The 20810-nt window shown below is 41.6% G+C and carries 22 protein-coding genes and 1 pseudogene; 20 read left to right on the top strand and 3 right to left on the bottom strand.

The window, feature by feature from the left end; genetic code table 11:
* Positions 1–275: 275 nt before the first annotated feature.
* The 17 genes from PSE7429_RS05260 (at position 276) to PSE7429_RS24220 (ending at position 16594) form a co-directional block, all read left to right on the top strand.
* Entirely contained in the window at positions 276–965 is a 690-nt protein-coding gene (locus tag PSE7429_RS05260; RefSeq protein ID WP_009626041.1) for a hypothetical protein, read from the top strand.
* A gap of 48 nt (positions 966–1013) precedes the next feature.
* Positions 1014–4349 (top strand): FtsK/SpoIIIE domain-containing protein, encoded by a 3336-nt coding sequence (locus PSE7429_RS05255; RefSeq protein ID WP_009626040.1) that lies wholly within the window; start codon positions 1014–1016, stop codon positions 4347–4349.
* A 136-nt stretch (positions 4350–4485) separates the two neighbouring features.
* Entirely contained in the window at positions 4486–4758 is a 273-nt protein-coding gene (locus PSE7429_RS05250; RefSeq protein ID WP_009626039.1) for a WXG100 family type VII secretion target, read from the top strand.
* A 63-nt stretch (positions 4759–4821) separates the two neighbouring features.
* Positions 4822–5115 carry a hypothetical protein gene (locus PSE7429_RS05245; protein WP_009626038.1) on the top strand — a complete coding sequence of 98 codons (294 nt, stop codon included), beginning with the start codon at positions 4822–4824 and terminating at the stop codon, positions 5113–5115.
* A 3-nt stretch (positions 5116–5118) separates the two neighbouring features.
* The gene (locus PSE7429_RS23340) at positions 5119–5898 is read left to right on the top strand and encodes a hypothetical protein (protein WP_009626037.1); all 780 of its coding nucleotides are present in this window, start codon (positions 5119–5121) and stop codon (positions 5896–5898) included.
* A gap of 351 nt (positions 5899–6249) precedes the next feature.
* Entirely contained in the window at positions 6250–10833 is a 4584-nt protein-coding gene (gltB, locus tag PSE7429_RS05235; protein ID WP_040687387.1) for a glutamate synthase large subunit, read from the top strand.
* 77 nt (positions 10834–10910) lie between these two features.
* Positions 10911–11096, top strand: coding sequence for a hypothetical protein (locus PSE7429_RS05230; protein WP_009626035.1), 186 nt, complete (start codon positions 10911–10913; stop codon positions 11094–11096).
* Positions 11097–11120: 24 nt separating this feature from the next.
* Entirely contained in the window at positions 11121–11393 is a 273-nt protein-coding gene (locus PSE7429_RS05225) for a hypothetical protein (RefSeq protein ID WP_009626034.1), read from the top strand.
* Entirely contained in the window at positions 11390–11803 is a 414-nt protein-coding gene (locus PSE7429_RS05220) for a type II toxin-antitoxin system VapC family toxin (protein ID WP_009626033.1), read from the top strand. Before PSE7429_RS05225 ends, PSE7429_RS05220 begins: the two co-directional genes overlap by 4 nt.
* An 86-nt stretch (positions 11804–11889) precedes the next feature.
* On the top strand, positions 11890–12162 hold the full coding sequence (locus tag PSE7429_RS05215; protein WP_009626032.1) for a type II toxin-antitoxin system RelE/ParE family toxin: 273 nt from the start codon (positions 11890–11892) through the stop codon (positions 12160–12162).
* 21 nt (positions 12163–12183) lie between these two features.
* A complete protein-coding gene (locus tag PSE7429_RS05210) occupies positions 12184–12486 on the top strand; it encodes a HigA family addiction module antitoxin (RefSeq protein ID WP_009626031.1) in 303 nt (100 codons plus the stop codon).
* 6 nt (positions 12487–12492) lie between these two features.
* Positions 12493–12822, top strand: coding sequence for a hypothetical protein (locus PSE7429_RS05205; RefSeq protein ID WP_009626030.1), 330 nt, complete (start codon positions 12493–12495; stop codon positions 12820–12822).
* Between the two features lie 3 nt (positions 12823–12825).
* Entirely contained in the window at positions 12826–13146 is a 321-nt protein-coding gene (locus PSE7429_RS05200; RefSeq protein ID WP_009626029.1) for a S1 RNA-binding domain-containing protein, read from the top strand.
* Between the two features lie 96 nt (positions 13147–13242).
* On the top strand, positions 13243–13734 hold the full coding sequence (locus PSE7429_RS05195; protein ID WP_009626028.1) for a DUF29 domain-containing protein: 492 nt from the start codon (positions 13243–13245) through the stop codon (positions 13732–13734).
* A gap of 28 nt (positions 13735–13762) precedes the next feature.
* On the top strand, positions 13763–14419 hold the full coding sequence (locus tag PSE7429_RS05190) for a DUF488 domain-containing protein (RefSeq protein ID WP_009626027.1): 657 nt from the start codon (positions 13763–13765) through the stop codon (positions 14417–14419).
* Entirely contained in the window at positions 14412–14861 is a 450-nt protein-coding gene (locus PSE7429_RS05185) for a DUF488 domain-containing protein (RefSeq protein WP_009626026.1), read from the top strand. The genes PSE7429_RS05190 and PSE7429_RS05185 overlap by 8 nt, the downstream gene beginning before the upstream one ends.
* On the top strand, positions 14849–16594 hold the full coding sequence (locus PSE7429_RS24220) for a WD40 repeat domain-containing protein (protein WP_009626025.1): 1746 nt from the start codon (positions 14849–14851) through the stop codon (positions 16592–16594). Before PSE7429_RS05185 ends, PSE7429_RS24220 begins: the two co-directional genes overlap by 13 nt.
* A 69-nt stretch (positions 16595–16663) precedes the next feature.
* Here the strand turns inward: PSE7429_RS24220 and PSE7429_RS26235 are convergent, their stop codons facing one another.
* On the bottom strand, positions 16664–16810 hold the full coding sequence (locus PSE7429_RS26235) for a hypothetical protein (protein WP_158467613.1): 147 nt from the start codon (positions 16808–16810) through the stop codon (positions 16664–16666).
* 348 nt (positions 16811–17158) lie between these two features.
* Positions 17159–18715, bottom strand: coding sequence for a site-2 protease family protein (locus tag PSE7429_RS05175; protein ID WP_009626024.1), 1557 nt, complete (start codon positions 18713–18715; stop codon positions 17159–17161).
* A 552-nt stretch (positions 18716–19267) separates the two neighbouring features.
* Here PSE7429_RS05175 and PSE7429_RS23330 point away from each other — a divergent pair.
* Positions 19268–19867, top strand: coding sequence for a DUF362 domain-containing protein (locus PSE7429_RS23330; protein ID WP_144052483.1), 600 nt, complete (start codon positions 19268–19270; stop codon positions 19865–19867).
* A 33-nt stretch (positions 19868–19900) separates the two neighbouring features.
* On the top strand, positions 19901–20302 hold the full coding sequence (locus PSE7429_RS23325; RefSeq protein WP_009626020.1) for a hypothetical protein: 402 nt from the start codon (positions 19901–19903) through the stop codon (positions 20300–20302).
* Positions 20303–20316: 14 nt separating this feature from the next.
* Here the strand turns inward: PSE7429_RS23325 and PSE7429_RS05165 are convergent, their stop codons facing one another.
* Positions 20317–20610 (bottom strand): ISAzo13-like element transposase-related protein, encoded by a 294-nt coding sequence (locus PSE7429_RS05165; protein WP_267878974.1) that lies wholly within the window; start codon positions 20608–20610, stop codon positions 20317–20319.
* Positions 20611–20676: 66 nt separating this feature from the next.
* Between PSE7429_RS05165 and PSE7429_RS28135 the strand changes: the two are divergent.
* Positions 20677–20810: pseudogene (locus tag PSE7429_RS28135) on the top strand (IS256 family transposase); the annotation flags it as partial.

The raw sequence follows: 20810 nt of genomic DNA, 5'->3' as shown, positions 1-20810 counted from the left end.
TTTCAAGCAGGGATGAGATTTACCAAGTTTTAGGCAGTTAATCAACTAAATAGGCGGTGATTTCCACTTTCCTGAGTTTGTAGCAATTTTCTTCACTATTTTTAAATTAAAAGCAAGCGATCGTGGGTCAGATTTTCACTTTTTTTGTGGCTGACAAAAGTTAACTTTGACTTACAGAGAAAAAGTCAGAGATCTCAATTTCTTTTCAATTTCTCATGTCTGGCTACTTGATATGTAGCGATCCAATCTTTCTATCAATTAAGGCTCATTAATGTATGACAACAGATAACCAAATAATTGAAAATCCTGACGCTTTAAAAGATCTTGATGTTTACTGTCAAGTAACAGAACAGACTGCTTTAGAAAGTATTGTGAATGCTTGGCACAATTTCGAGGCAGGAAAAGAATTTCTCGCTTATTGTAAAAACAAGTTACCCATTGATAAAAGAGATACAGCCTTAAAGGTTTCTAGATATAGTCTTTCAGATTTACCTGAAGTTGAACACTTTGAAACGCTCGAATTCACCCAAGTTGCTTTAAATCTGAACAAGGATGAATTTGATATTTTGGTAATGAGTCTTAGTAATGGTCTTGCTGATTGGCAAGCACATGAAAGAAGAGCAAAAAACGATCCAGAGAGTTTACAAGCAGCTAAGAATTCAGATTTAGCCAATTTGAGAAATGCTAGAGATTCCAACTTGAAAGCTTTGCGAGATTCTAGAGACTCTGATTTATCAAGTTTGCAAAAATCTCAATCCTCTGAACTAAATTCAGCAAGACAACGTTTAGAGTTTTGCTCAAACGATATTGAGCGAAAGAAAGTAGAGTTAGAAGAATTGAACAAGTCTCTTTTAATTGAGATTCTATTTCTTGCTGCATCTTTTATTCTAGGTGGAAGTATTGGTGGTGCTTGGGGGGCAATTATAGCTCTAGCTGTTGTTTTCTTTTGGCGACTTCAGTCTTAACAATCTACAATGTAGAACTTTGCTTGAGTTAATATAGGTGTCGAAATCATGGCAAACATTATTAAAGTTTTAGAACAACGTGGTAAAGCAGAAGATGCTCTTGAATCTTTACAAAGAGATAAATCTCGCTATATTGAAGTCTTGAATGATCTAGAGAGAACATCTCAAAAAAAACTAAAGGCTACGGAAGAATCTTGGGAGGAAAAATTACAATTTAGTGCAGATGATCATGAACAGCAAATAAAGACCAGTGAAGAGGATTGGAATCAAAAGATCAGCAATAAAAGGGGGCAATTGGGGCAAGAAGCGGTAAATATTCGCGAAGCATTGGCTAAAAGATTATCTCGTGTGCTTGCATTTATTAAAATCACTGAAAAAGTAGTTAATGAAACTCTAACAGATAATTTCACTAACAATATTGTTGAGACATCACAATTACTATCTTCAACACATTTGCTTTTAGATCGTCTGGTGACAGTAGTTGATGGAGAGATAAAACCTTTAGAAACTTCATCTAGACAAATTACAGTTGGATGGAATGACGAGCGATGGTGGAATCTCAATATGAAAAATGCTTATACATCTAGAACTGAAGGACTTGCTCCATTCCTAGTTCGGATGGGTAAGCTTTGTGAGATTGTTGATAAAAAAAGTAAATTTTCTGTTGATTTAAGTAATACAGATCTAGTAGAGAATTTATTTGAAGATAAATCAATCGCCATTACTCTTGATCAATTACCGTTACTGTTGCAATATCGAACTTTCAAGCAAGGACAGGATTCTGGACATATTGCGATCTTCACAAACAGCCCTGAAACCAGACAAGCAGCCACCGCCGCCCTCGAATCGATCGCATTACGCGCCATAGCAACATTCCCCGCCCGAAAACTACAAGGCATCTTCATCGATCCCGTCAGTATGGGAAACACCTTCCCATTCAAGAGCCTACCTGAAGAAATTCGCGGTAAACGCACTTACACAACCAGCGATGATATTCAAGAACAACTACATAAACTGATCGGACATACTGAGCAAGTTATCCAAAACTATCTCAGCCGTGATTACGACAATATCGAAGCCTACAACGCCGCTGCCGAAGCCATTCAAGAGGCTTATCGCTATCTGTTTATCGCTGATTTCCCTAGCAAATTTGATAACAAATCCTTTGAATATCTTAATAGCCTACTAGTCAATGGTTCTAGAGCAGGGGTTTACACAATCATTCACATTGACGAAACCCTAGAAAAACCCCGTAACTTTAATTACGACCTGTTCAAAGCCCATTGTCAGGTTTTACGCCCTGCCGATCGCTCTTACAATGGTGAACCCCTATTTGTTTATGAGTCACCTGAAACACAAATCGTTTGCTATGCAACTCTAGACAAACCACCCGAAAGCGATCGCTTTAACCAACTCACCGCCATGATTAGCAAAGCTTGTGGTGAAGTCAAAGTTGACACCGTTGCCTTCTCACAGCTATATCCAGAAACATTGTGGACAAGTGATAGTCGTGGTGAAATTCGCACAGCGATTGGTGTGGCGGGTGCGCGAGAAAAACTAGAATTCTGGTTGGGGCAAAATCCCAAGGGCTTAGAAGTCAGTCAATCGCTGCTATTTGGTAAACCAGGGGCAGGTAAAAGCTACACTTTGCATAGCATTATCAATGGGTTAGCCATGCGCTATGCTCCTGATGAATTGGAACTGTATCTACTCGACTTCAAAGAAGGCGTTGAGTTTCAAGTCTATGTCGATCCCGATCGCGGTGAAGATTCTGGCTCTTCTAATGATCTCGATCTGACAAAAGCATTACCTCATGCCAAAGTGATATCTATTGAAAGCGATCGTGAGTTTGGTTTGAGCGTCCTGCGTAAAGTCAACGAGCAGTTCCAGATTCGGGCTAACGAATGGAAATCGATATCTAATGACATTACCAAGGTTGCTGAATATCGTAATAAAACCAATGGCAAGAAAATGCCGCGTATTCTCATCGTCATTGACGAATTTCAGGTTTTATTTGAAGACAACGACAGCATCTCCGCAGAGCTAAACCAAATCTTTGACACCATTGTTAAAAAAGGTCGCGCTTTTGGGATTCACTTATTGTTAGCTTCCCAATCGCCCAATATCAAGAACATTACCCGCAGCGTCTATGACCTCATCGATCTGCGGATGGCGATGCAGATGAATCAAAACGTCGCCGCCATGACCCTAGCAGAAGGAAATACCGATGCTGTCGATTTACTCGATCGCCCCGGACGGATTATTTACAACTCTGACTTTGGACGTAAAGGCAGTAACGAAATCGGTCAAGTTGCCGATGCCTCCACAGGTGAGCGCAAAAAGGCATTACGCAAAATCCAAGAAACTGTCCAAGCCACTGGCTACCAACGCCCACCCACCGATCAGCTAGTGGTCTTTGATGGTAGACATCCCACCCGACTCCGCAATAATGGACTATTAACGGTATTAGCATCGGCTGATACTTGGCTCAGTCCTGCGGATATCAAGGATATCGTCAATGAATCGAACTGGCGCGTACGTGACTTTCCTAGCATTGCATGGGTCGGCGAAGCAATGCAAATTGGCTACCATAGCCGCGCCATCTTCCGCCGCCGTAGCCGTAGCAATATGCTCCTAGTCGGCAATATCGAAGAAAATATCTTTGGTATCCTCGGCGGCGTTTTGACCAGCCTTGTTTCCAGCCATCAACCCCAAAAAGCCGAATTTCACATCATCGACCTATCCGATGAAGACGATCGTGGTAGTCACTGGTCAAGCATGACCCTTAATTTCCGTGAAGCCTTCTCATCCTATTTCCCGATCACGATCGCCAAAGACTTCGCCGACAGCGATCGCCACATCAGCAAAGCCAATACTACCCTGCAAAATATTCATGCCGAATTCGAGCGCCGTAAGCAACTGCGAGAAGTCGATCCCGACACTACTAATTTTGGTGCTTCCATCTTTTTTGTGGCAGCGATCGGTACATTAGAGCGCCTCAATAGTTTGCGCCCCACCGTTGACAATCGCGGTAATCCCGATATGTCCGATGATGCTAAGAAATTAATGGCGATCGCCTCTCAGGGTTCAGAACTGGGTATTCATCTAATTCTCTGGGTAGAAGGCATCAAAACCTTAAACCAACTATTTGCAGGAAAAGAGCGCATCTCCCTCAGCAACTTTGACCTACGGATTGGCTTGACCATGCCCGCCGATGACTCCCGTACTTTATTCAATGAAACCTTAGCCACCAGTCTAACTAAACTTCGTGCCTACTTCAAAGATGAAGCCACAGCCGCCAATTTGGAGAAATTCAAGCCCTATGCCGTGCCAACTAAACAGGAATTTGCCATCTATGCAAATTATCTAAGTAAGAAGGCTTAATTTTCGTAGGATGCGTTAGTACAACGTAACGCATCAATTAATCCCAAATGATTAATTTCAAATGATGGGTTACGCGATCGCTAACCCATCCTACAAATTCCAATTACTTACTTAGAAAACACAACAGGAGAACTTTATGGCAAGAGATATCGATGTCAATATTGATGAACTCAGTCGGTTTATCGATGTCTTGGGAAACTTCCAGAGACAGGTTGGCGATGAGTTTAAGGAGCTAGAAGCCAAATGGAAAAAGTGTGACGAGTCTTGGCAAGGTGAATCAAAAGAACGCTTTACCAAAGAATTTGAAGAAACCACAAAAACAACTGAATCCGCTCTTGATGCTGGCGAAGATGCAAAAAAATGGCTAGAGCGTTTTTTAGAAATTGTCGAAGAATTTGAAAGAAATTAAAAATACAGACAAGGGCTTAAGCCCCTTGCTCTCCACAGATAATTACAATTAAAAGAGAACATCATGGCAGCACAAACTACATTCGATCTTGATGACGCAAAGGACTTGCTCAAGCAACTAGAAAATTTCCATGAAGCGATGAAACAAGATTGGTCAAGGGTGGAAAATCAATGGGCAAACCTGCGATCGTGCTGGCATGATGACCAGTACCAGACATTTGAGCCACTCTACGAAAAACTAACTACAACCCATAAAGACAGCCAAAAAGAATCAGAAGAATTTATCTCTTTCATGCGGGAACAAGTTCGCATTGCCGAAGAGCGCAGAGCTAAATTAGGCGCTTTAAAAGGACTTTAGGCTATGGCAACACAAACCAAATTTGATATTGAAGAGGCAAAAGAACTATCTCGACAATTGCAAAATTTGCGAGATGTATTAGATCAAGAATTTAGCAGATTAATAAACCAATGGCATAACCTTGAATCAACATGGCGTGACGATCAGTATTCAGACTTCGTACATGATTTTTGGGAAGAATTTTTAGATAAAACTAAAACTACAATCAAAATTTATGAAAAAACAAGCGAATATTTGGACAGGAAAATTCAAATTACCGAACAGGTTTATGGCTTAGGGGCAATTTCTGAAATCCTCACTGCTAAATTGCCAATTCAAATGGGAAGTCCAAATTCTACATCGGCAAGCAGTCAGTCTGCACCAAATAATCCTAGAGCTACCAACGATTCATCATTAGAGAATCTTCTTAATAGCATTAATAACGGCTTTTATCAGGCGATCGCTAACTTACGCAAAGGTACAGCAAGCGGCATGATCTTCACCACAATATTCCTTGGTGGCTTGATGAAAAATTATGATGAGATTATTGCACCCGCGATCGCCGTTTACGATGAAATGATCGCCAAAAATCCTAACTTACCCGAAGATTCTGCCCCAAAAATAATTACCAAAATTTCTGATGATCTAAAAAAAGAGATCGGGCTTAGTTCTGACCTTGAATGGCTTGATGCTTCGCTTGAAAAACTTGATGCTTCGATGGAAATCTCTCAGAAAAAGAAAGATGAAGAAGATGAGAGGAATCGTAAATTACTAGATTATCCTGAAATAACGGGAGGGAAATAATTGTAGGAGTGGCGATCGCCGATTTTAAAAAAGTCGGAAATCCGTGCGATCGCTCAAAACGATTAAATTAATCCAAACAAGTTAATGGCGATCGCTCGCTTGCGATTCAAGCAAATATTACCTCCCTCAGTCCTAAGATTTTGGTTTAACCTTTCTCGACATACCTTGGTAATTTAGTATCTAAAGTAACAAAATACTGCAAAATACCAGAATTTTTTGCATTGCATATGATCATTTCATTAAGACATCTTCCCTAAGACATAAAGTTATTAGTACAATCCAAGATAGCCGTCGTAAAACCCGAATTACGTCCGAGCTGACTTAGCCCTCTAAATATCCTTTTTGTCCATGATGAATAGCAACGTAGTGAAACAAGGTTTGTACGATCCACAGTTTGAACATGATGCTTGTGGGGTCGGCTTTATCGTACATAAATTAGGGAAAAAATCCCATGCGATCGTCGAGCAGGGGCTGACGATTTTGGAAAACTTGGAGCACCGTGGCGCTTGTGGCTGTGAGACAAATACGGGTGACGGTGCAGGGATTTTGATGCAGATTCCCCATAAGTTTTTGGTAAAGGTCGCCGCCGCCGCAAATATTACTTTGCCAGAGGTTGGTCAGTATGGCGTAGGTATGGTGTACGCTTCGCCAGATCCAGAAGCCCGTCAAAATGGAAGAAAAACTTTTGAGAGACTGGTAGAGTCTGAAGGTTTAAAAGTTTTAGGTTGGCGTGATGTGCCGACCGATAATTCGCCATTGGGGGCGACCGCGCAATCGAGCGAGCCATTCATGCAGCAGGTATTTATTCAGCGATCGCCCGATCTCGCTGATGACCTCGCTTTCGATCGCAAGTTATTTGTAATTCGCAAACTCGCCCACACCAACATTCGCGCCACCAATATCGATTCCTATTGGTATCCCTCTAGCCTTTCCTGTCGCACCATTGTCTATAAGGGGATGTTGATGACGGCTCAAGTCGGACAATATTACGCCCATGACCTGCATGATCCAGATATGGAGAGCGCTCTGGCTCTGGTTCACTCCCGCTTTAGTACCAATACCTTCCCCAGTTGGGAGCGATCGCACCCTTACCGATACATTGCCCACAATGGCGAAATCAATACTTTGCGCGGCAATATCAACTGGATGATTGCCCGCCAGTCAATGTTTGAGTCGGATTTGTTTGGTGATGATATTTCCAAAATCAAGCCCGTGATTAACATTGATGGTAGCGACTCCACGATTTTTGATAATGCTTTAGAATTGTTGGTGCTGGCCGGGCGATCGCTACCTCATGCCGTGATGATGATGATTCCTGAGCCTTGGACAGCCCATGAGTCCATGAGTGATGAGAAGAAAGCATTTTATGAATACCATTCCTGCTTGATGGAACCTTGGGACGGTCCTGCCTCGATCGCCTTTACCGATGGCACGATGATCGGCGCAGTTCTCGATCGCAATGGCTTGCGCCCTTCACGTTACTACGTCACTAAAGACGATCTAGTGATCTTCGCATCGGAAGCTGGTGTATTAGAAATTGAACCTGAACGGATCGAATCGAAAGGTCGCTTGCAGCCAGGACGGATGTTCCTCGTAAATATGGAAGAAGGGCGGATTGTTGCCGATGAAGAAATCAAGCATCAAATCGCAACCGAGTATCCATACCGTGAATGGATTAATCAGCATATGGTGGAGATCGCTAACCTCAAGGATGGTGAAGCGACTGAAGCTGAAGCTATTCCTTTAACTCAAAGACAAATGGCGTTCGGCTATTCCTTTGAGGATTTACGGTTGCTCTTAACGCCAATGGCACGCGATGGCGTAGAAGCCGTGGGTGCAATGGGAGCCGATACGCCATTGGCGATTCTTTCTAATCGTTCCAAACTTCTCTACGATTATTTCCAACAGCTATTCGCGCAGGTAACTAATCCTCCCATTGACTCTATTCGTGAAGAGATCATTACTTCTGCGGAAACTACCATTGGTGCGGAACGGAATTTATTAAAACCTGAACCCGAAAGCTGTCATTTGATCGAGCTAAAGACTCCCATTCTCAGCGATGCCGAACTTGCGAAGTTGAAACATATTAACGAAGGTGGTTTTAAATCGGTTACTCTTTCTACTTTGTTCAATCCTAAAGATGGAGTCAATGGACTAGAATCGGTGATTTCACATATTTGCGAACTAGCAGATCAGGCGATCGCTGATGGTGTGAATATTTTGATTCTGAGCGATCGCGGTGTTGATGCCGCTAATGCGCCAATTCCTGCCTTACTTGCCGTTTCAGGCTTGCATCACCATCTGATCCGCACGGGAACCCGTACTAGAGTCGGGCTAGTCCTCGAATCTGGCGAACCTAGAGAAGTGCATCATTTTGCATTGCTGATCGGCTATGGTTGCGGCGCGGTGAATCCTTATCTTGCCTTTGAAACCATCAAAGACATGATCGATCAACGTCTCTTAGTCAATGTCGAGTTCAAAACTGCGGTTAAGAACTTCATCAAGTCGGCAACTAAAGGCGTAACCAAGGTTGCCTCCAAAATCGGTATTTCCACGATCCAAAGCTATCGCGGTGCTCAGATCTTTGAAGCCGTTGGCTTGAATCAAGATGTGATCAAGAAGTACTTCACTTGGACAGCATCCCGCATTGAAGGCGCAGATTTGGAAGTAATCGCCAAAGAAGCGATCGCTCGTCACACCCACGCCTTCCCCGATCGCCCTGCTAGTGGCAACACTCTCGATGTTGGTGGCGATTACCAATGGCGCAAGGATGGCGAAGCCCACTTGTTCAGCCCTGAAACCATTCATGCCTTACAAAAGGCAGTGCGCGATGGCAACTATGAACTGTTCAAGAAATATTCGAGTTTAGTCAATGAACAGAATCAACAACATTTCACCCTGCGCGGCTTGCTCGATTTCAAATCCCGCGAATCAATTCCCATTGAAGAAGTGGAACCCATTGAATCAATCTTGAGCCGTTTCAAAACGGGTGCGATGAGCTACGGTTCGATTTCTAAGGAAGCCCATGAAGCTTTGGCGATCGCCATGAATCGCATCGGTGGCAAGTCCAACACAGGCGAAGGCGGAGAAGATCCCGAACGTTACACATGGACAAACGAGCAAGGCGATTCCAAAAATAGCGCCATTAAACAGGTTGCCTCTGGTCGTTTCGGCGTAACCAGCCTCTATCTCTCCCAAGCCAAGGAGATTCAAATCAAAATGGCTCAAGGCGCAAAACCAGGAGAAGGCGGTCAACTCCCTGGCAAGAAAGTCTATCCTTGGATAGCCAAAGTTCGCCACTCCACCACAGGTGTCGGCTTAATTTCGCCTCCTCCTCACCATGACATCTACTCCATCGAAGACCTCGCTGAGTTGATCCATGACCTCAAAAATGCCAACCGTGCCGCCCGTGTCAGCGTCAAGCTGGTATCGGAAGTCGGTGTAGGCACGATCGCCGCTGGCGTTTCCAAAGCCCACGCTGATGTCGTTCTCATCTCTGGCTACGATGGCGGTACGGGCGCATCCCCCCAAACCTCAATCAAACACGCTGGCTTACCTTGGGAACTCGGACTCGCGGAAACCCACCAAACCCTCGTTCTCAACAACCTCCGCAGCCGCATAGTTGTCGAAACCGATGGACAAATGAAAACAGGTCGTGATGTCGTGATTGCGGCTCTACTTGGTGCAGAAGAATTCGGCTTTGCCACCGCTCCTCTCGTCACTTTGGGATGCATCATGATGCGCGTCTGCCATCTCAACACCTGCCCCGTTGGTGTCGCTACCCAAGATCCGCAACTACGCGAGAAGTTTACAGGCGATCCCGCCCACACCGTCAACTTCATGACCTTCATCGCCATGGAAGTCCGCGAACTAATGGCGAAACTCGGTTTCCGCACCCTTGATGAAATGGTCGGTCGTACTGAAGTTCTCGAAGCGAAGCAAGCCGTCGAACATTGGAAACTCAAGGGCTTAGACTTCTCGAAGATTCTCTATCAGCCCGAAGTCGGTGAAGATGTCGGTCGCTATTGCCAAATTCCACAGGATCACGGTTTGGACAAATCCCTTGATATGACTGTGTTGTTAGATTTGTGCCAAGCTGCGATCGTTGATGGTGAACCTGTTCAAGAGACTATTCCCATCAAGAATATCAATCGTGCTGTCGGAACCATCCTCGGCAACGAAATCACCAAGCGCCATTGGGAAGGATTGCCTGATGACACTGTACATCTTCATTTCCAAGGTACGGCTGGTCAAAGCTTCGGCGCATTCATTCCCGCAGGTGTGACGATGGAACTGGAAGGCGATACCAATGACTACCTCGGCAAAGGTCTGAGCGGCGGTAAGATCATTCTCTATCCCCACAAAGCTTCGACCTTTGTCGCCGAAGAGAACGTCATCGCTGGTAACGTCGCACTCTACGGCGCAACCAGTGGCGAAGTCTACATTCGCGGTATCGCTGGCGAACGCTTTGCAGTCCGAAACTCTGGCGTAAATGCCGTAGTCGAAGGCATCGGCGATCATGGTTGCGAATATATGACTGGCGGTAAGGTCGTGGTCTTGGGCTTAACAGGACGGAACTTTGCCGCTGGTATGAGTGGTGGTATTGCCTACATTCTCGATGAGTCAGGTGATTTCGCAACACGTTGCAATACTTCAATGGTCGGCTTAGAAAAGCTCGAAGATCCCGAAGAAATCAAGGATCTGAAGCAGTTGATTCAACAGCATGTTGACTATACGGAGAGTGCGATCGGTGAACGAGTTCTCGCTGATTGGAATGCGATGCTTCCTAAATTCGTGAAGGTAATGCCCAAGGATTACAAACGGGTATTGCAAGCGATTAAGGAAGCTCTAGAAGATGGACTGAGTGGTGATGATGCCCTCAACGCTGCTTTTGAAGCCAACTCTCGCGATGTCGCCCGTATCGGTGGCAGCTAATTAACAAGAGGCAAGGGGCTTAAGCCCCTTGTTTTTTAGTAGCGCCCGTTTAGCCACTAGAAAAGAGTGTGAAGATTATGAACAGCAATAGTTTTGAAAATCAACTAAATTCTGATGATGATCTTTTGCCTGAATATAGCTTTAATTATCAGAAGGCTAAACCCAATCGTTTTACTAATCGTAGTGAAGCTAGAAGACTGAATATTGTGGTTTTAGATGAAGATTTTGCAAGTGGTTTACCACATCTTGCAGCTAAAATATAATGAGCATCTTTTTCATGTTTGCTTATGAATAGCCTAACTCCAACGCGGCAGCAGATTATTGAAGTAATTGATAACTTGCCAGAGGATGCTTTCTCTGAGCTTGTTAGTTTTATTGGCTATCTTCGCTACAAGGCTGTTGAAACAAAAACAGCACAACCTCATAACAGTTTTTTACTGTCAATTGCTGGCTTGGGTGCTTCCAATGAAAAAGATGTTTCGGAGAGGGATGAAGAGATTTTAGCAAGTGAAGTAAATCCGATTCGTGGTTGGAGTCTTCATGCAGATGAACAAGGATGACTGTTGTACTTGATACTAGCTTTCTGTTTGCTCTAACGAATTTAACAGATCGTAATCACGATCGCGTTCTGTCTGTAGTGCAAAGTATCAATGAGCGATTACTACTTCCTAGTGTCGTTTTGCCTGAAGTTTGTTATTTGATTGCTTCAAGGTTAGGACATCAGGCGATGCGGAAATTTATTGCTAATTTGGTTGTTAGTGGGGTTCAAATAGAATCGATGACAGCAACAGATTTGGAACGAGTTAATCAAATTTTAGAGCAGTATGCTGATAGTCAACTTGATTTTGTTGATGCGGTAATTGTGGCGATCGCTGAAAGATTAAGTATTACTCGTGTTTTAACTTTGGATCGTCGTGATTTTTCGATTATGCGACCTAGGCACTGTGATTATTTTGAGATATTGCCTTAGAACACGGCGATCGCCAATGATGACGATTTTAAGCCTGTTACAGGGTAAGTTTAGCGGTTTGTTATAGTTCAGGTGTCTAGGCTTCAATGATTGTTTCGTTTGCTTGTAAAGAAACCGAGAAAATTTGGCAAGGTGTGCGATCGCGTAGGCTACCATCAGATATACAAGAAAGGGCTTTACGCAAATTACGTCAGCTTGATGTGTCCGCTAATCTGGAAGATCTGCGCGTACCACCTGCCAATCATCTAGAAGCGATGGTTGGCGATCGCCTCGGACAAAACAGTATTCGCATTACTAAGCAATGGCGACTGTGTTTTGTTTGGCAAAATGGAAATGCTTATGATGTTGAGATTGTTTGATTATCATTAGGAGCAAAGGCAATGGAAAATACTTTACTGCGTAATCCTCATGTTGGCGAAATCTTGCAATATGAGTTTTTAGAAGAATTAGATATTAGTGCAAATAGTTTGGCTGAGAGTTTGCGGTTGCCTTATTTGAGTATTCAACAAATTATTAAAGGTAAAGCTCCGATGACTGCGGATGTTGATTTGCGGTTATGTCGCTATTTTGGGTTGTCGGATGGTTATTTTTTGCGGTTGCATTATGCCTATGAGTTGATGGAAGCCAAAAGAAATTTAGGTGATATATTGCGTCAAATAGTCCCGATTGCAGCATTACATTAGATTATTGTGTCAGTCACTATTTATAAAGCGCCTCAGCCGAATAAAGGCGAGAAATTGTTGCAAAATGGTTTTCAAGTGGAGAATTTTCCGTATAATCCACCCTATGAAGACGGTAAGTGTTATTTTGCTGGCGCTAACTCTAGAAGTTTGGCTGAACAGTATAACCAGAGTTACAAACAGGGTATTTTAGAGGTTACGATAGATCAAGAAACTTATGATCGCCTTTTTAAACCGCTTGAGAGGACTTATCAGGGTGGTTCGTATATCGAGTTACCGATTCCTCATGATTTATTTCCAACTTTAAACCAGTTCCCTAGAGTGTTAAAGCGAAAGTAGCCAATGAATAGTCAACTTTGGAGTCAAGTCAAAACTAAGTATCAGCTTGGGAAGTTAATTTACGGGAAAGTGGAATTTCATGCGCCTTTTGGAGTGTTTGTTGATATTGGGGATGAGAATGTAAAGGGAATTATCCAGATTCCAGATTTTTTGGATAGTGGGGCGATGAGTCCAGAAATGTATCCTGAGATTGGTTCACCTGTGGGGGCGGTGGTGGTTGGCTATACTGAGGATAATCGCAATCAGGTTTGGTTGAGTGTTAAGCCAAGTGTGTTGCAAAAGTCTTTGGTTAAGTTGAGAGTGCCAGTTATCAGTCAAGTGTAAATTTTGGGCGATCGCCAATGATGACGATTTTAAACCTACTGCATGGTAGGTCTGGTTTGTTATAGTTGTGTGTAATGCATTGCAGGCTTGAACATAATGATTGAGTCAAAGTTGGAACTACCAATAGAAACAAGTCCTGATTTAGCTACTGATTTATATGAAGTTGATTTTTATGCTTGGACTCAGGAGCAGTCAGAACTATTAAGGCTCGGTCAATGGCATTCTCTAGACATCGTGAATTTGGTGGAGGAAATTGAGTCGTTGGGTAAGCAGCAAAAACAAGAACTTCGCAATCGTTTGGGTGTTTTGATTGGACATTTGCTGAAGTGGGAGTTTCAAACCGAATTGCGCGGTAAAAGCTGGCGGTCAAACATTATCGAACAACGCGATCGCATCACGTTACATCTAAAAGATAATCCGAGTTTGAAGTCCTATCTCAATGAAGCGGTAATCGAAGCGTATAGATTGTCTTTGTCATTGGTTGTGCGAGAAACACCCTTCGATTATCCCGATTTACCACCCGATTGTCCCTATGCGATCGCCCAAATCCTCGATCCTCAATTTCCAGAAGATTTATTACTATGTTAATTATCAAAATTATTGAGGTTAATCATCAATGCAACTTTTTACTGTTGGTCATTCAAATCACAGCATCAAGACTTTTATTGAGCTTTTACAAAAGCATGAGATTACGGCTTTAGCTGATGTGCGATCGCGTCCCTATAGTCGTTATTTACCACATTTTTGCCAAGCACAGTTAAAGGATTATTTAGAAGCCGACAAAATTCGTTATGTATTTCTAGGACAAGAGTTAGGAGCAAGACCAGAAGACCAAAGTTGCTATGTCGATGGTAAGGCTCTATATGAGAGAATTGCAGCGACTGACTTATTTACAGAAGGAATAAGACGAATCTTAAAAGGTGTAAAAAGTCGGCATAGAATCGCGTTGATGTGTGCCGAAAAAGATCCTTTAACTTGTCATCGAGCAATTTTAGTTTGTCCACATCTCAAGGAATATGATCTAGATATTCAGCATATTAAAAGTAATGGCGATCTAGAATCTCACGGAGATTTGGAAGATAGGATGTTGGCTAAGCATGGATTCAAACAATTTGCAAAACAAATAGAAATTAGTCAACTTTCACTGTTTGATGCTTTGTCTCCTGTGCAAGAAAATGATGATTTAGACCGTGAGGATTGTCTCATGGAAGCTTATAAAAAGCAGGGTAATGAAATCGCTTATGTAGAAACAAAAGGAGAAGTTTATGCTTAGTCAGTCAGTTAAATTATTTACAATGGGCTTTACTCAGAAAAGTGCTGAGCAATTTTTTGATACTTTGATAAAGTCTGGTGTGAAAACAGTTATAGATACAAGGCTAAACAATGTCTCTCAGTTAGCAGGCTTTACTAAGAAAAATGATTTAAAGTATTTCCTTAAACAAGTTGGGGCGATTGATTATGTACATATTCTTGATTTAGCTCCAACTAAAGATATTTTGGACGAGTACAAAAAAAACAAAGGTGATTGGGGGGTATATGAGCAAAAATTTTTAAAACTTATATCAGATCGTCAGATTGAGAAAAAAGTTACACCCGAATTACTCAATCATGGATGTTTGCTCTGTAGTGAGGCAAAACCACATAATTGTCATCGCCGCCTTGTCGCTGAATATCTAAGTAAAAAATGGGAGAATATTAAAGTATGTCATCTGTAAAAAGAATCATTTGCCTTGCTAATTCAAAAAAAGAAGGAGAACGTTGTATTGCGGGGATCAATATTGATACAGGAAAATGGGCTAGACCTGTATGCGATTCTCTGTATCCAAAAGATGGTAGAGTTCCAAAATCTATTTGTCTTGTTAATGGAAGAGAGCCAGAACTATTAGATATTTTAGAGATTCCTCTGGCTGATACAGGAAACAATTTTGATTTTGAAAGTGAGAACTTATCTGTACTAAAAGGACAATGGGAAGTTATAGGCAAATCCAAAGTTCAAGACATTATCCAGTACTGTGATGATGGTGCTATTCTTCACAATTCTTTTAAGCTTGTGTATCCTAAATATCTACAATCATTGCCATTGGATAAAAGAAAAACTCTACAATTAATTAATGCTGTCAGTTTATCAATCAAATCAAGACAAACTAGCAGAGGAGGAATTCAATGGCTAGGTACAATAGTTTCTTCTTCTGGGAATAAATTAGTGGATATCCCTATTACTGATCCCATATTTGTTAAGAAAATTGAGTCTGGTTATCAGTCTAATGGTAATTATTTAATTACTATGAGTCTAGGTATGCCATATAAACCAGATAATTGGGACGGGGATGAAGCACCTTGTTGGAAATTGATAGCTGGGGTAATTGAAATTATTGATTCTAGTATCACTTCTCAAAACTATTCAAGTAATGTCATTAATAATAGTGCTGAGATTCAATGGTCACGATATTGTATTTCCAATACCTGTTATCCATTTGCTTTGACACAAGACAATCAATCTATTGTAGGTTGTAGTAGTGACTATGATTTACAAACAGTCAAGTTTTGTAGTTTGACAGATTATAAAATGGGTGTTTTCTGCAACATATCCAAAATTCAAAGAATAAATACTAAGTATTTTGAGCCAGTTAATATTAGCAAAGATGGTGAGGTAATTGCCATTTCTAGCTATTATCTTCAGAGTCAGCAAATTGAATTTTGGAATACAACAAATGGAGATTTTTTATATAGCTTGTCAGGACATGATATAGGACTTCCCTTATCTGAATATTATGACTTTCAGGAAGATCCTACATATGAAACTTGCTTTGTGGAATTTATTACAAAAGATAAGGTTGTTATATGGAGTTATTACGGAATTGGTATATGGGAATATGGAAAAAAATATCGTCAGCTAATTTCAGAATTCCAGCCAAGCCAAGGTTATTACATTGCCTGTTCTGAAAACTTTATTGCCGTAGTTTCTGAAACACCTTCTCAAGAAGTATTAATATTTCGCGTCAGTGATGGAGAAATCACACATAAAGTTACAACAACTTCTAATGCACCCATTTCCTGCTTGGCAATCAGTAAGGATTCACATTTGTTAGTATTTGGCGATTCAGAGGGTAGATTAACTATTTATGATATTAGAAATAGAAGATCAATCAATTATTTTATTGCACACTCTGAAAGCATTGATGAAATTACATTTAGTGATGATTGTGAAATATTCGCAACTGTTTCAAATCAAAGTCCAGCTACAGGTCATGAATTCACAAAAAGCAATATAAAATTGTGGAACACTTCTAATGGGAATTTAATTTCAAGCATAGATGAATATGCAAAAACAATTGATTATTTAAGATTTAATATTGATGCTTCTATGCTGATTGCTGGTACAAGTAGAGATATTATCATCTTCAGAAAGTTTGATAATATGGATGCTTATGACGATGCCCCTTTTTAGTAAAGCTCACTGAATATTTTGGCAATGAACTTAGTAACATTTTCGGTGATCGCTGTTTGATATTGTTGGTTATGCTAGGGGCGATCGCTTGTGGGGTGAAAGAGTGGATATTTTAGGCGATCGGTGTTTGATGTTATTGGTTTGTTGAGGGGCGATCGCTTGTTTGTGAAAGTATGGATATTTTAGGCGATCGCTTTTTGATGAGATTAGGGGCAATCGCTGTTTGATGTTGTTGGTTTATTGAGGGGGCGATCGCTTGTGTGGTGAGAGTGTTGATGTTTTAGGCGATCGCTTTTTGATTGAGATTAGAGGAGATCGCTTTTTGATGTTGGTTTGTTGAGGGGCGATCGCTTGTGGGGTGAGAGTGTAGATATTTTAGGCGATCGTTTTGTGATTGAGATTAGGGGCGATCGCTGTTTTGTTGTTGTTGGTTTGTTGAGGGTGCGATCGCTTGTGGGGTGAAAGTAGGGATATTTGAGGCGATCGCTTTGTAATTTGGTAATGGAGAGCGATCGCCTTATCTTTTAAACAGAAGAGAAAAAGTGATACTTTGTTCTATTTAACCTATGGAAGCAATCCGCTACCACCGCCAATACCTAAGCGATCGGCAACACTAGCGGTAATAGGAAGTAACGTAATCAACATCCAAAAGAGAGCGACTATCCCTAAAGCTTCGCGATCGCCATCAAGTTCTGAAAGTTCATTGAGCATAGGACGTTCCAAATCTCTTAATAGAATTAAGATAATTCCTCCCCAATAGAGAGCGAGTGGATTAATGACCGTAGCAATCACTAGGAAAATCAGGGTTAATACCGTCGTCCAACTTGCCGTACGTCTTCCATAAACCGATTGAACAATCCTGCCACCATCTAGCTGACCTGCGGGCATCAAATTCAGGGCAGTGATTACCGAGCCAAGCCATCCGAGAACCACTAAAGGATGAATCGAAATAAAACTATCCTGTAACGCATTCCCAAGAAATAACTTCGCCAAGGTTCCAGCCAATACGGAAGCTTGAAAAATTTGACTGGGAATATCGATGCTTCCCATCCCGATCGCAGATAGACGCAAACCAACCAGAAGCAAGATCAAAGAAACCAATCCACTTACCAAAGCTGGCGCGATCGCAATATCAAACAGAGCAACTCGATTGGGTAATGGCGAAGAAATCCGACTGAACGCCCCAAAAGAACCTAATTGGGAAGAAGGCAAAAGAAACGGCAAACTCATCGTAACTTTATATTTCTTTGCCATCAGACGCATCGCTAGCTCTCGCAGCCCTAAAATTGCGCCAATACCTAAGGCAAAGGGCAAACCGATGAGATATTCTTGAGGAGATTGCACAACGGGAATCCCGCCTACTAAAGCACCCAAATTTAAAGCCGTATAGCCATTGGCAAAAATCAGTACCAAAATCAAGAGCCTTTGCGGAATCGTATTGTTATCCACATTACTAACTCGGCTAGGCAAAACGATTACTACGGGCTTGCGATCTTGACCTTCAACCAAAAAGAGGTTGTACCGATCGCCAAGGCGATCGTGCAAGGATTTAGTCAGGCGATCATGGACGACATCAGGCTCACCCCGTAAATTACCCTTAAAAATAGCCCCTTCTTGGTAGGGAATGGTTTCGGTAACGTAGTAGGTTTCGATTCCAAAAATCCCCTGTATCAGCTTCATATCTTCCGCAGGCAAAGACTTAAAAAGTTTTAACTGGTTCTTTCCCTGTGACATTGCCAAAGCAATTGGAGTCTTAACAGGTAGATCGTTAGCCAGATTGTCTTGAGAATTTGGGCGATCGCTACCAGTCACTTCGATGCCTTGTTTGAGCTTTTGCTCGATCGCTGATTTTTCTTCAGACACAATCTTGCGTAATTGGTTACTGATAGCAACATAGGCGATCGTCGAGCCTAGCAACAAAAATAATAGGGTTGTGAAATTTATAAAAACACCTAAAACAAACAAGCCAAAATAGATGAGCCAAGGAGCCATGAGTGCTACAAATTGCAGCCAAGACAATAGCCCCAGCTTACCAAACTTGCGGGAACGAAAATATCCCCAACCCAGCAAAGCAAGGGTAAGTACTAATACAGAGATCGGAAGAAGTGGATTTGACATCATAAAAATAAATTACAGGAAATCGCAGGAATTCTCGAAGACAAGCCACAATTCCCTACAATTTTTAAATAAGGCTTTTAAATAAGGCTTTATAAATGTGGAATTCTGTATATCCACTTTAGCGACAAACCGCAAACTATGTACGGCTACAGTTTCTTACAGCAATTATCGATCAAATGAACCATAAGGAAATTTTTGAAAGCGTTGCTTCGCAACGCTTTCAAAAATTTCCTTGGTTTGTTTGATTGGTAATTGTTGTAACATTCAACGCTCAAATATAAAGAAAATCTTTAAAAACTTACTTTCTATTACAGCAATTTCTGATCAAAAGAACTATATGAAATTTTTAAAAGTCTTGTTTTGCAACACTTTTAAAAAATTTCTTAGTTCGGATTTGAGCGCAAAGCACTCTAAGATGCTCAATCTGAACAGAATTAAGAACGTTGGTGTAAGTATAAAGGCTTATAGGAATATTTTAAATTTAAAAGATTCCGATATCCTCCAACTATTCAGCAGTCAAATGCTTCAACTCACCAACTCTCAAAGCATAGTGAAATGGCATATAAAATATCAAGCGGCTGTGTTGCCTGTTCATCCTGTATAGCTATTTGTCCTATGGGCGCAATTTCGATTCAGCAGGGTAATTACTGGATTGATCCCGCCATCTGTAATAACTGTGAAGGATATGCTCCCGAACCTCTATGTGTTAGTGCCTGTAATATTGGTGCTTCTATACCGTTACAGCCCAAAAAAGGTAGAGTAAAGGCGATTGAGAATCATTTTAAGATTAGTCCTAGCCTATTTGCGAATGGTGTTAGTACTCCCTTTAGCTCGGCGATCGCTGTTTGGGAAGCCTGCAATTTACTTGCGCAAAGGCGATCTCTACCTTGGTCATTGGATGAATCGGGGACTCTCGTATACGAGCGATCGGTCAGTCAAGGCAAAGGCAAAATTAGTTTGCGATTGAATAATATTATTAATTTCAGCTATCCACGATCACACCTTGAAGCCCAAACGATCCTTGCTTCAGATACGCTTGATATTCGTGCAACCTGTATGCACTTAATCTATGCAGCCTACGCCACAACTTTAGAGAAGCCTTGGGAGCGAGAATTCACCATCAGTGATAGTCAAATTGAAGAATATCTAGGTTGAGATAAGCGCAAAGATTTAACAAAATCAACGAAGTTGAATCTAATTAAAAGCCTTGCTACACAGCCTTGCTGGATTACCGCCCAAATTGATTGGCCAAAGCAGGGAAAAGTGGAAGCCTTCTCTCTACCTGAAAGTCCTCTCTGGAATTTGTTAGAAGTTGTGCATCACTTTCAAGAGGATGAAGAAGGATGTAAGCACCTTGTGGGACTCACTTTTAGGGTGCAAGCAGAGATGTGGTCAAAACATTTTCTCAACACGAAAGAATGCCATTCAGGCAGTACCTTTTATCAATATAGTCACTTACCAAAATCACTGCTAGGCGCTATCATGAGCATCTGGCAACAACATGAAGGTGCTGCCAGAATGATGCTCTGGTTGCTATTTAAAACCCGTATGGGAGATCAGCAAAGAATAATGGTTAGGAATGAGAAATAAATAACTTATGCATTTCAGTTATTTTGAGGAATGGCTCTATAATTCCATTTAGGAAGATATTCATCAAAAATGATAGGTAGATTTTCCTTGAAACCATCAGCGACTTCTCTACCTTTGGCATAGACCTTATCCATAAGATTGACAACTACACTCAAGCCAGTTTTGGTAGAAGTTTTTTCAATGAGGGATTTTACTAACTCAATACTGGTAAAAATAGCTCCCTGACAAGCTCTGGTCACATGAGGAAATAAACGATGCTCAATGGGGTTGAATTTCGATGTATAGGGAGGATAGAGAGTGTAGAGTATTTTGTGTAAAGTCTGGGATATATACAGAGAGATAATCTAGACACCCAATAACTAACACTAAAACCGATGAATATAGGCAAAGAACTGCTCGATGAATTGCTAGAAAGAATGTAAAACACCACCCGACTTATTCGGAGAAGGAGGAATCCTAGAAACAACTAACCACCGCACTAGTGGAGCGAGCCTTGGAAGCAGAATTA

Source organism: Pseudanabaena biceps PCC 7429 (genome assembly GCF_000332215.1).
Classification (GTDB): Bacteria; Cyanobacteriota; Cyanobacteriia; order Pseudanabaenales; family Pseudanabaenaceae; genus Pseudanabaena; species Pseudanabaena biceps.
Note: the sequence above shows the minus strand (reverse complement) of the source record. Positions and strands in the feature narration are given on the sequence as shown.